Origin of the sequence: Curvivirga aplysinae, assembly GCF_009711445.1 — a bacterium.
Taxonomy (GTDB): Bacteria; Pseudomonadota; Alphaproteobacteria; order UBA8366; family Aestuariispiraceae; genus Curvivirga; species Curvivirga aplysinae.
On the sequence record NZ_SMMC01000111.1, the window covers coordinates 1 to 11623 of the forward strand.

The 11623-nt window shown below is 42.5% G+C and carries 9 protein-coding genes; 1 reads left to right on the top strand and 8 read right to left on the bottom strand.

All coding sequences use genetic code 11. The annotated features are described in order from the left end of the window. Nucleotides 1-72: 72 nt before the first annotated feature. The 3 genes from greA to carB form a co-directional block, all read right to left on the bottom strand. On the bottom strand, nt 73-549 hold the full coding sequence (greA, locus tag E1160_RS02910) for a transcription elongation factor GreA (RefSeq protein ID WP_155153496.1): 477 nt from the start codon (nt 547-549) through the stop codon (nt 73-75). A 288-nt stretch (nt 550-837) separates the two neighbouring features. Then, nucleotides 838-2268, bottom strand: a complete 1431-nt coding sequence (locus E1160_RS02915) for an alanine/glycine:cation symporter family protein (RefSeq protein ID WP_155153497.1) — start codon at nt 2266-2268, stop codon at nt 838-840. 276 nt (nt 2269-2544) lie between these two features. Continuing rightward, a complete protein-coding gene (gene carB / locus E1160_RS02920; protein WP_155153498.1) occupies nt 2545-5820 on the bottom strand; it encodes a carbamoyl-phosphate synthase large subunit in 3276 nt (1091 codons plus the stop codon). Nucleotides 5821-6140: 320 nt separating this feature from the next. Here carB and E1160_RS02925 point away from each other — a divergent pair, with 320 nt between their 5' ends. Beyond that, nucleotides 6141-6608, top strand: a complete 468-nt coding sequence (locus tag E1160_RS02925) for a hypothetical protein (RefSeq protein WP_155153499.1) — start codon at nt 6141-6143, stop codon at nt 6606-6608. Between the two features lie 10 nt (nt 6609-6618). On the opposite strand, the gene E1160_RS02930 is transcribed toward E1160_RS02925, so the two are convergent. From E1160_RS02930 to E1160_RS02950, 5 genes are all read right to left on the bottom strand, one after another. Beyond that, on the bottom strand, nt 6619-7989 hold the full coding sequence (locus E1160_RS02930) for a hypothetical protein (RefSeq protein ID WP_155153500.1): 1371 nt from the start codon (nt 7987-7989) through the stop codon (nt 6619-6621). Continuing rightward, nucleotides 7986-8537: a hypothetical protein gene (locus E1160_RS02935; protein ID WP_155153501.1), complete on the bottom strand. Its 552-nt coding sequence runs from the start codon at nt 8535-8537 to the stop codon at nt 7986-7988. Before E1160_RS02935 ends, E1160_RS02930 begins: the two co-directional genes overlap by 4 nt. Nucleotide 8538: 1 nt before the next feature. After that, nucleotides 8539-10041: a hypothetical protein gene (locus E1160_RS02940; RefSeq protein ID WP_155153502.1), complete on the bottom strand. Its 1503-nt coding sequence runs from the start codon at nt 10039-10041 to the stop codon at nt 8539-8541. A 142-nt stretch (nt 10042-10183) separates the two neighbouring features. Then, the gene (locus E1160_RS02945; protein ID WP_155153503.1) at nt 10184-11077 is read right to left on the bottom strand and encodes a lytic transglycosylase domain-containing protein; all 894 of its coding nucleotides are present in this window, start codon (nt 11075-11077) and stop codon (nt 10184-10186) included. A gap of 22 nt (nt 11078-11099) precedes the next feature. Further along, the gene (locus tag E1160_RS02950) at nt 11100-11582 is read right to left on the bottom strand and encodes a hypothetical protein (protein WP_155153504.1); all 483 of its coding nucleotides are present in this window, start codon (nt 11580-11582) and stop codon (nt 11100-11102) included. Between the last annotated feature and the right edge of the window lie 41 nt (nt 11583-11623).

An 11623-nucleotide genomic window follows, 5' to 3' on the forward strand; every position in this document is an offset into this window, starting at 1 on the left:
TGGATAATATAGCGTAGAAAACAAAAAGCCCTGCAATTGCAGGGCTTTCTAACATTTATCAGAATTAAAATCTTAAATATATTTTACTTCTTCAATTTCATATTCTTTGGAACCACCAGGTGTGTGCAATTCAAAGGCATCACCCGCTGATTTACCAATCAATCCTTTTGCCAATGGGGATGCCAAAGAAATTTTACCATTGTTGATATCAGCTTCTAACTCACCAACAATTTGATACTCTTTTTCTTCGTCAGTATCACAATCAACGACAGTCACAGTTGCACCAAATCGGATTGTTTCACCTTCCATTTTAGATGGATCGATCACATCTGCACGACTGGTTTTATCTTCCAGTTCCAAAATACGACCTTCAATGAAGCTCTGCTTTTCACGGGCAGCATGATATTCCGCATTCTCGGACAAATCGCCATGTTCGCGCGCTTCCGCAATCGCCTGAATTACAGCTGGACGTTCAACAGATTTTAAATTTTTCAATTCTGCTTGAAGAGTTTCATAACCCTTCAATGTCACGGGTACCTTATCAACCATGACTTATTCCACTTCATTACCATATTATATGTCATGACCACTTTACATCGCCAAGTCATAACGAATTTTGCCAATACCGTCAGAACAAAAAAAAACACCCGCAGGACACTCATCCCACGGCCTGTTCCAAATTCTTTCTGACTTTATTTACACAAGATAGGGTATTTGCAAGAAAATTACAAGATACCTGTATCTAGAATGAAACAAGACAAAATATTTCCCCCAAGGCCATCCTGAAACTTATGGATCAGAAAACCTCGGAGGAGATATCTTTTGCTTGTTTAAGTCTTAATCATTCACCTTACCATTCCAGACTTCACGATTGATATCCAAATCTGCATAATCATCCGGATTTAAAACAGGTCTGTCTATACCAGCTTTCAGCTGTGCACTAAAATCAACGATAAGACGCTTTGCGATCGGGAAAAGCATCAGTAATGCCAGTAAGTTCACAATCGCAAGAATACCCATCATCGGATCAGAGAAGAAGAAGACGGATGTTGCTGCAGGTGCCACAGCACCAAGGAAAACAATTGCAACAAGCGCAACTTTGAATAGATTCAAAGCAAGCTTACTCTTCGTCATCACTGTCATCGCATTTTCACCAAGATAGTAATTATAGATGATTGAACTAAATGCAAACAACAAGACAGCACCGGTCAAGAAATACTGCGCCCATTCACCAAGGTGAGATACAAGAGATTGCTGTGTCAATGCCACACCATTCACATCTTGCGCCCCAGCAACATAAACATCACCGAGTAAGATCACGAACGCTGTACAGGAACAAATTACAATTGTATCAATGAACACAGAGAAAGATTGCGTGATCCCCTGACTGATTGGATGACGCACATCCGCAGTTGCCGCAACGTTTGGCGCGGATCCAAGCCCAGCTTCGTTAGAAAACAACCCACGGCGTAAACCTTGCGCAATGGCTGCGCCCATTCCACCACTCACAGCTTCTTCAAAACCAAGCGCATTGGAAACGATCATGCCAATAACAGCTGGAATATCGGTGATATTAATCACGATTACGATCAAAGCCATGAAGATATAGCCAAGAGCCATAATCGGCACAATCACATCACAGGTTTTTGCAATACGATGGATACCACCATATACAATGATACCAGTACCCAATGCTAATACGACACCTGTGATCATACGATCAATACCGAGACTGTCCTGTGCAGCACCTGCAACCGTGTTACCTTGGAAAGCCGGAAAGCCGATACCAAAAGCAGCGATCAAGCAAATCGCATAAAGAACAGCCAACCAACGATAGTCTTGGCCCAAACCATGTAAAATAGTCCGCGCAGGCCCGCCACGATAAGTACCGTCTTCCGCGGGTTCTTTAAATAATTGCGCCAAAGAACATTCAACAAGACTGGTTGCCATACCGACAATGGCGATTGCCCACATCCAGAAAACCGCACCCGGCCCACCAAGCGTAATCGCCACTGCAACCCCTGCGATATTACCGCCGCCTACGCGACCACCGACAGAAAGCAATAAGGCTTCACGTGCCGTAATAGCATTTGGATCCCCGGTTTGGTTCTTACCCTGTAAAACACGGAACATACGACCAAAATATTTGAACTGTACAAAGCCACTGGCGAAGGTAAAAAATAAACCTAGAACGACGAGGAACGGAATCAATGACCATCCCCATGTGAGGTCACCGATAGTTCCAAAAATTGTCTCAAGAAATTCCATTTGTATTCCCCTAACTCCTAATAATGATTACATATTCATCATTTTGCTTGGATCAGAAACGATTTATCCCAAACAAACCCCACCTAAATTGTATATACATGTTCGCTAATAAACGCAATTAATTAGAAAACGAACCAATCTATGTCAAAAATCATCCCAGAAATTTAAAAGAGTCCCTACGTAAATTTATAGGCATAAAAAAACCCTCGCTTATGCGAGGGCTTTTTTTAAGGCGATTTAAGATGGTTGTAGTTAAACCAACTAACTTCCACAAATTTAGCCAGCGAAATAACTCTGTAAAGGAGCCACCTCAATGTCCTGAGCACGTAATGCTTGAATTGCACGAGCAGCAGCATGACAGCCGGACATTGTAGTATAATATGGCAAACCTTGTTTCAAAGCTGTTTGACGTAAAGATAGGCTATCTTGCAAAGATTGCTGACCTTCCGTCGTATTAAATACAAGATCAACTTTCCCGTTAATCATTGCGTCCACAATATGCGGGCTACCTTCTACAACTTTGTTAATTGCTTCTGCAGCCACCCCATTTTCATTCAAATAACGTGCAGTTCCGATTGTAGAAAGAATATTCAAACCTTCATTAACCAGCAGCTTTGCTGCATCCAATACTTTTTCTTTATCGGAATCTTTAACTGAGATGAAGACGGTACCTTCTTTTGGTAGTTTAGCACTTGCACCAAGTTGTGCTTTTGCAAAGGCCATCGCAAAATCTTTGTCCAGCCCCATCACTTCACCTGTGGAACGCATTTCAGGGCCAAGCATAACGTCAACACCCGGGAAGCGATTGAATGGGAAGACAGCTTCCTTCACTGCGATATGGTCTTTCAACGCTTTTGTCTTTAGATCGAAATCAACCAATTTCTCACCTGCCATAATGCGTGCAGCGATTTTCGCAACTGGAAGACCTGTTGCTTTCGCGACAAACGGCACGGTACGAGACGCACGTGGGTTTACCTCAAGGATAAAGATACGTTCGCCTTGAACTGCGAATTGTACATTCATCAAACCGATTACGTTCAATTTCTTGGCCATGGCTTCCGCTTGACGCTTCATTTCTTCGATCACACTGTCAGACAAAGAATATGGCGGTAAGGAACAAGCACTATCACCAGAATGAATACCAGCTTCTTCAATATGTTCCATTACACCAGCGACGAAGACTGTATCCCCATCACAAAGCGCATCCACATCGACTTCAATCGCATCTTTCAAGTAATAATCGATCAAGACGGGGCTATCACCGGATACCTTTACCGCTGTGCCCATGTACCGTTCAAGCTGTTCACGGCTATGAACAATTTCCATAGCACGACCACCCAATACGTAAGAAGGACGGATCACAACCGGATAGCCGATTTCCTCTGCGATATCTGCCGCTTGCGCTTCGGTTGTAGCAATACCGTTCGGCGGCTGTTGCAAATTCAAGTCTTGAAGCATCTTTTGGAAACGTTCGCGGTCTTCCGCCAAATCAATAGCATCCGGAGATGTACCAAGGATCGGAATGCCCGCAGCTTCCAAGGCTTGGGAAAGTTTCAATGGTGTTTGTCCACCGAATTGAACAATCACACCCAGCAACTCACCCGATTCTTGCTCTTTCTGACAAAGGGCGATCACATCCTCACCCGTAAGTGGCTCGAAATACAAACGATCAGATGTATCATAATCGGTGGAGACTGTTTCAGGGTTACAGTTCACCATGATGGATTCAATGCCTGTATCAGACAGGGCATAAGCTGCATGTACACAACAGTAATCAAACTCGATCCCCTGACCAATACGGTTTGGACCACCGCCAAGGATTACAACCTTCTTACGATTAGAAATGTCAGCTTCACATTCCGCTTCGAAGAAACCATCACCTTCGTAACAGCCATACATATAAGATGTTTGACTTGGGAATTCCGCTGCACATGTGTCGATGCGTTTAAAGACAGGTTTTACACCTAATTCTTTACGTTTCGCAAAAACATCATTGGCCTCACTACCAACCAATTCCGCCAAACGTTCATCAGAGAAACCAAGTTTCTTCAAACGCAACAAACCTTGACGATCTGTTGGTAGGCCGTTTTTACGAACTTCTTCTTCTGCTTCCACCAATTGACGTGTTTGCTCAAGGAACCAACGATCCACTTTCGTTGCTTGATAGATCGTTTCGTCATCCATACCATGACGCATGGCTTGGGCGATGCTCAAGATACGATCTGGTTCCGGACGGGAAATGGCTGCGCGGATTGCAGATTCATTCATGCTGCCATCTTCATTTATCGCATTTGGAATATGAATTTCGTTCAATCCTGTCAGGCCCGTTTCCATGGAACGAAGTGCTTTCTGGAAACTTTCTTGGAAACAACGACCGATAGACATCGCCTCACCCACGGATTTCATTGCTGTTGTAAGCAACGGTTCCGCACCAGCGAATTTCTCAAATGTGAAACGCGGCATCTTTGTCACAACATAGTCAATTGTCGGCTCAAAACTTGCCGGTGTTACAACCGTGATATCGTTTTTCAATTCATCCAAGGTGTAACCACATGCCAATTTCGCAGCGATTTTTGCAATCGGGAAACCCGTTGCTTTAGACGCTAAAGCAGAAGAGCGGGATACACGTGGGTTCATCTCAATCACGATCATACGGCCATTTTCAGGATTAATCGCGAATTGTACGTTGGAACCACCAGTTTCAACACCAATCTCACGCAATACGGCAATAGAAGCGTTCCGCATGATTTGGTATTCTTTATCGGTCAGTGTTAAGGCTGGTGCTACAGTCACACTGTCCCCTGTGTGAATACCCATTGGATCAATATTTTCAATAGAACAAATGATGATGCAGTTATCCGCACGGTCGCGGACCACTTCCATCTCATATTCCTTCCAACCTAATACAGATTCCTCAACCAACACAGAGTTAACCGGAGAAGCCTTCAAACCGCTTTCAAGCAATGCGCGATATTCTTCAACATTATAGGCAATACCGCCACCTGTGCCGCCCATGGTGAAAGAGGGACGGAAAATTGCAGGCAAGCCAACATAATCAAGGCAGGCCATGCCTTCTTCGAAACTTTCCACTTGTTCAGATCGCGGACAATCCAAACCAATTTTTTCCATCGCTTCACGGAAACGCAGACGATCTTCCGCCTTGTCAATCACATCTGCATTCGCACCGATCATCTCAATATTCAAGCGATCCAAAGTACCGTTTTCTTCCAGCGCCAATGCTGTATTCAAGGCTGTCTGTCCCCCCATTGTTGGGAGTACGACTAATTTATCATCTGGTCGTTCCGCTTTCTCGCGCTCAAGGATCTTTGCAACGGCTTCCGGTGTGATCGGCTCAATATAAGTTGCATCCGCTGTACCTGGGTCGGTCATAATGGTTGCCGGGTTGGAATTCACCAACACCACGCGGTATCCTTCTTCTTTCAAGGCTTTACAAGCTTGAGTGCCTGAATAATCAAATTCACAGGCTTGACCGATCACAATAGGACCAGCCCCAACAATCATTACGGAGTCAATATCGGTACGTTTTGGCATGGCGGTATCTGCTCTTTATCTTGTCAAAGTCTATGGCTTAGGATTCTTTCAAGCCTAACCCGGTGCAGTCATGCCTAGTGCCCATTTAATAAATTCAGAATAAGTTCAGAATGCAAGGCCCTAAGCGGCTGTGATGTACAGCAATTAACAGCATTTGACCAGATGCCTGAGGAATTTTTTTCAATTATTTTAGAAAAAAACTCAAAATGGCATTATTTATGCGTTATCATGATCTTGATTGATAAACGCACTGCGCTATATTTCATACTAAGAAAGAGAGGGTAAGAGTAAGATAAACTCTTATTTTAAAGAGCTTTTTTATGATTGAGTCCAAAGATCAAACCAACGAACATACATCGTCTTCCGATGAAGAAGATGATGAGACTGTTATGGATGCGTTCAAACGTCGAGAAAAAGAAAAAGAAGAACGCCTGGAAGCAATCAATCAAAAAGATGCAGAATTAAAGATTCTACATTCCGGACTCCGAGAAGCTCAAGCGCGTATTAAACGTATTTTGGAACTTCAAAAACATATGGGTAAACATCCTGATGTGGATGGAAAGCATGCCATTTCAATGTGCATTTCGGCTCTAGCTCGTTATGACGACGAAAAAGCCATTCGCAATGCTTTAAATGCCTGCCTCGTCTATCTGAAAAATCGTAAAGAACGCGAAGAATATGAGATTGAGGAAGCAAAACGACAAAAAGAATTAGAAGCCAAACGCAAAGAAGAAACTTCTAAAGAAAAAAAATCATTAGGGAGCTTTTTTAAAAGATCCAAGAAATAAATTGCACCATTTATTGAAACTTTGCAGAAGCTTCTTCTGTCCAACCGATTGCGGAAATATTTTTCGTGATACTTACATCACTATTCGCATCCGTTGCGACAATGGCTAAGTCATAATTCCCGCTTCGAAACAAAGACAAACCCATTTCATAGGTAAACTCCTGCCCCTCATCTAACGATACGACTTTGTCGTTATCCAGCACATCCCTTTTGCGAATAACATCTTGATTATCACTAGTAACGGAAATTGAAAAAGCCAAAGCATTATCAGATAGATTTTTCATCAAGACCCGCAGACCACACACATCAGGATCATCCTGCCAATCTTGATCAAAAGCTGCCTTGATTTCAAACACCGTCAACGACGTATCACGATATTTCCGTCCCGCACAACTTCCACCATCCGCGGTTTTCATTTCAAATAGCTGAAACGAGAGCTGATCTTCCAGTTGATTGGGTTTCACTAACTGAGTAGCCATTTCGCCTTGTTGAGGCAATTGACCAGCAACTTCTACCATGTCTTTTACATTTGTTTCAGAAGCTATTGCATCCTCATCAGGTAAAGTTGCCCAACCCCCAGCTACTATTGTATCGGTTTCGCCCATATTGGAATCTAATTCAGGTCCGATTGGGGTAATATTCTCTTTTACTTCCGCCTTTTCCAGATCTTCCTTCGTTGGAGCGAATATAACTTCTTCCGGCCGATCTTGGTAAATAAACTGATTCAAATACCCTGTCTGATAGGCAAAAACACTACCGGCAGCCAACATAACAATCCCAACGCCACCGAACGCAATTTGTTTATTTTTTCGCGTATCTAAGGTCGTTGGAACTTTATATTTCCGTGCATCTGTAACCATCTCCGATGCTATCTCAACGGGGAATGCAGGAATATCAAAATCATTTTCCAACTGAGGCATATCCTCAACGGGCAAAACAAAGCCGACCTTTGCCCCTTTTGCTTTCAATTCTTTAAGTAAATCCGCAGCGTAGTTTAATTTTTGTTGGATATGAGAAACACTATGAACAGCTTCATCTCTTGCATTCACAGCCCCCGTCACCAACCAGACCTGATCAGCTGCCTCCCCTTGCATAGCAAGTTCGTTTTTTTCCATCAAGGCATGTGCCAGATAGACACCCAATTGCCAACTTTCCCCATTTGTAATACTTGCCGACACATCCATGCGATAAGATTTATGGCCTGTCATACGTTCAATAACCCCAGTGGGTTTACGAACAAATGCATGATATCCACGCGTAATCGGTAGCGCTTCTGTTGATCCATTCAAACAAACAGCACAAGCTACATCTGGGTCCTCAGGAACCAGACTTTGAATTTCAGACGGGCCTTCGCTTGTGGCAATTAAAATACGGGTCTTCATGAGTTTAAAAATACCTCAGAAGCCACATCACGTAGAGTTTTAACAAACTCATCATCTTCTTCCGCTAAAAACTGGAAAACACCATCAACAGATAATGGCAAGAGCTTCTTCAAATATTGCCCCTCACCAGATTTCAACGTGATTGCAGTTGGTTCCTGCTGAAAGGCATCTTCCATTTTCAAGATAATATAAACTTGTCCGCTTTGTGCACGAGAATGCTTAATCTGGATGCTAAATCCATCTCCTTCTCGACTTTCCAAATTGCCAGAACTCGCAGCAGCGGCTCTTGGGAATTGATAAACCACACGCTCGGAAAGCAATTGATCTAATGCTGATTGTAATTTGTCGTCTTGCTTCAACGCCTTTTGAAGTCCCGATGTCATCTCAATATGTGCATTAGTCGCAAATTGATAGACATCACCAAAACCATAACGGCGTTCACGGCTTTCAGCCAACATTTGTTGGCGAATATTGTCCACAATAGATAAACCCGTAAAACGTTCTTCGGCTCTACGCTTTTCATCTTCACTTAACAAATTCCAAGACATGTTAAGCATGTCCTCCATAAATTCTGTAGAAACGTGTGGCAAAACGGGGCTTATCCTCATCATAACATACAGACGCGTCTACTTGTTGTATTGCTTTTAGAACCCGATCATATTTCCGATTGATCAAATCCAAACAATCAGCACCTTGCTCAAACAGGTCAGCCATTGTCGGATCATCAAGAACGGAATCCTGGAATCCTTGTCTATTTATGTTATGGAAGGCTTTGCGCGCTTTTCCTAGCAACTCAAAATCTAATTCAATCGTTTTATCAGAATTTTCTTTTGCACCTATGTTATTCACCACATAAAGGCTGGCTAGTTGTGTGTTTCGCAAGCCATCTGACAGTTTTTGTCCTATGGTGAGTTGATCTTCATAATTAGTTTTACTGCTATCTTCACACAAAGCCTGAAAACGATCAGCATTCAGCTTGTTTCTCAACCCTTGGCTAATACGAGCCTGCCCCTGACCAAAAGTTAAAGAACGCAAATAAGAGAGAGCCCATCGGGATATTTCTTCGGTTCGATCAAGTATATCTGCAAGATGGTCCAGATCTTTTTTACCGATAAACTTCACTTGATCCAAAGGTTCTTCTTGCAGCAGTTCAAGAATAGTATTCCCTTCTTCCGCAACGCTCAGCCCCTCTCCTCCAATTCGATCTAAATTTGCTTCATGCGCCTCGGTTCCAAAAACCTTGGCATCACTAACATCCCGTTTTGAAAGAGTTTCGCGGATAGCTTGCGCATATCGGGTAAAATCATCAAAGACGGTTGTAAACCGAATAAAATCTGACGCATCTGATCCTCTGGACAAATCTTGATCTTCCCAAAAGGCCATAATTGTTTCGTCATTAATTTCAGCTAAATCAAATCCTTCCCCCAAATAGCCATTTAAGAAAGTCAGGATATGACGCATCTTTTTTTGCCCTTGAGAAGAAGGGAGGTGATCGCTTAAAAAAGCATAGCATTTTGAAAATAGGCCGTTTGAAATATCAGATAATTCACGATGTGTAAGATCAGATTTTGATAACATCGCAAGATCATCTTGAATCTCAACAAAACCAATCGCGTTTACCATAAAATCAAATAAAGCAGCCAGATAAGGCATGCGCCCCGTTTTCACTTCAAAATCTTTGTTGTCGGAATATCTGAAATTCAGCACATTTCCTTCAATAAAAAACCCATCAGATAAGCGTTTAGAATTTTCATGGGCAGACAAAACAGACCGAAAACCAGCTGGTGTCGCAGGGTCTGCCATCCAGAAGAGATTTACTGCTTCTCCTCGCCGATCCAAAATACCAAAACCACGAAGCAAATGACACAGCTCATAAATCCCGGATGCAAATCGACGTTCTGCAACATCTTTTAATAAAGCCCAGATATCAACCTGTCTGTATCGAGGACCATTCAATCCTTCTTGATCTGCCAATGCTTCAAAGATACCTGCTAATGAATCACTGACGCCACCATAGCCATAAAAACTGGCTGTATTTAAATTTGAGTTCATCCCTAAAAACCCATTCCCCGTAAAACTTCAACCACCATATATTTTATTACAAACCTGTTGAAGCAAAAATTATAAAGGTCCGCGATCCCCTTATCATCGCGAACCTTTTTATCTTAAAAAGAATATCTTAAGGTTTCAACTCTCACATAAAGCGTTTCTTTTCATTGACATTCAATTGGGAATTCACACGTTTTAAGCTGTCTTGGAACTTTTTACGTAATGTCGAAAAATTTGAACTCTCATTTGATAGATTATCAGCAGAAGATAGATAGTCATATCCATCAAAGATTCTTTCCTCTTTAAGTTCACCTTCCAAGATACGATCTGCCGCTTCCAAATATTCACGCCAGTTACGATCTGTTTTTGGCTCTTCTAATAACCAATACGTATCTGTAACATGAGTTGAGCCTTGTTTTTCCCAAGTAAAGCGTTTCGACTTTGAAGAAACAGTTATGGCATCTTTCACCTCGGCACTGGCCAAGACAATTTCACTACGGGCATATTGACGCCAAAACTTCGTAACTTTCTTTACATATTTACGGGTATAACTATGGGGAATAGCATTTGCACCACGCCCCTTCAAAGTACCGCCATTATAATGAGATAAAGCCAAATCCCATTTATTACCATATTGATTATAAAGCTGATGCAAAAAGCGGATACCTAAGCGAATGTTTAAACGCGGGTTCCATAATCTGTCTGCCGCGACACCGAATTCACCTTTTGCAGTCGCCGGCATAATTTGCATCACACCGCGCGCACCAACATGGCTTTTTGCCATAGCATTGAAATTGGACTCAACACGTGCCACCGCCAATGCCAATGCAACTGGTACCACACCATCACGCTCTGCTTCCTGAACAATGATTTGCTTTATCTCATTCTTTGTATAGCCCCCATCTGCACGGGCGGCAAAAGCACTATCAACAAAGCTCATAGTAATGGCAAAACCTATCAACAATGCGCCAAGCACGCCTGTGATCGCACTAAAAAGATGTTTATCTTTTTCAGGTTTTCTAGATGCTAAGGGTTTCATCTTTCTTTCCTTTCTAATATTTTTATTTCTGTCCAAATTCAGCAGACAAACGGGTCAACCAACTTTGATCCAATGCAGAAATCACAAGCTTCTCTGTTGGGATTTTACTGCGAATACTCATCGCTTCAATCATTGGTAACTCAGGGTCTAAAGCCAAAATCACACGCGATTTCTCATCTTGAAATATCTGTGAAATTACAATCGGTTTCATTTCAGCATCCATAAATTGACCATGATAATAGATCACCAGTTGATCTTGCTGTTGAACCTTCGATACCACCGAGGAATTCTCTGATTGATCCGGTTTTGCTGGTGCTAATGCGGCCGAGATGAAAGAATTACTTTCATGTGTCTCTTGTGATACCTCAGCAGTTCCCGCGCCCATAGAAACAAGTGTTAAAATCATAATGGCAAAAAACCCCATCGCTAAAGCCAATGCAATTTCTGTCATCGCATTATCCCCGGTGACGGAATGGTGAACGTTTGATACTTGGAACTGAGCCATCTGATGATTTCCCATCTAATTATAAACTTCTGCGGACAACC

What these genes read in the sequence shown, in the direction of transcription:
- E1160_RS02930 (WP_155153500.1), bottom strand. Translation starts at nt 7,989, where the DNA reads ATGAAGACCCGTATTTTAATTGCCACAAGCGAAGGCCCGTCTGAAATT.
- E1160_RS02950 (WP_155153504.1), bottom strand. Translation starts at nt 11,582, where the DNA reads ATGGCTCAGTTCCAAGTATCAAACGTTCACCATTCCGTCACCGGGGAT.
- E1160_RS02935 (WP_155153501.1), bottom strand. Translation starts at nt 8,537, where the DNA reads ATGTCTTGGAATTTGTTAAGTGAAGATGAAAAGCGTAGAGCCGAAGAA.
- E1160_RS02940 (WP_155153502.1), bottom strand. Translation starts at nt 10,041, where the DNA reads ATGAACTCAAATTTAAATACAGCCAGTTTTTATGGCTATGGTGGCGTC.
- E1160_RS02925 (WP_155153499.1), top strand. Translation starts at nt 6,141, where the DNA reads ATGATTGAGTCCAAAGATCAAACCAACGAACATACATCGTCTTCCGAT.
- greA (WP_155153496.1), bottom strand. Translation starts at nt 549, where the DNA reads ATGGTTGATAAGGTACCCGTGACATTGAAGGGTTATGAAACTCTTCAA.
- carB (WP_155153498.1), bottom strand. Translation starts at nt 5,820, where the DNA reads ATGCCAAAACGTACCGATATTGACTCCGTAATGATTGTTGGGGCTGGT.
- E1160_RS02945 (WP_155153503.1), bottom strand. Translation starts at nt 11,077, where the DNA reads ATGAAACCCTTAGCATCTAGAAAACCTGAAAAAGATAAACATCTTTTT.
- E1160_RS02915 (WP_155153497.1), bottom strand. Translation starts at nt 2,268, where the DNA reads ATGGAATTTCTTGAGACAATTTTTGGAACTATCGGTGACCTCACATGG.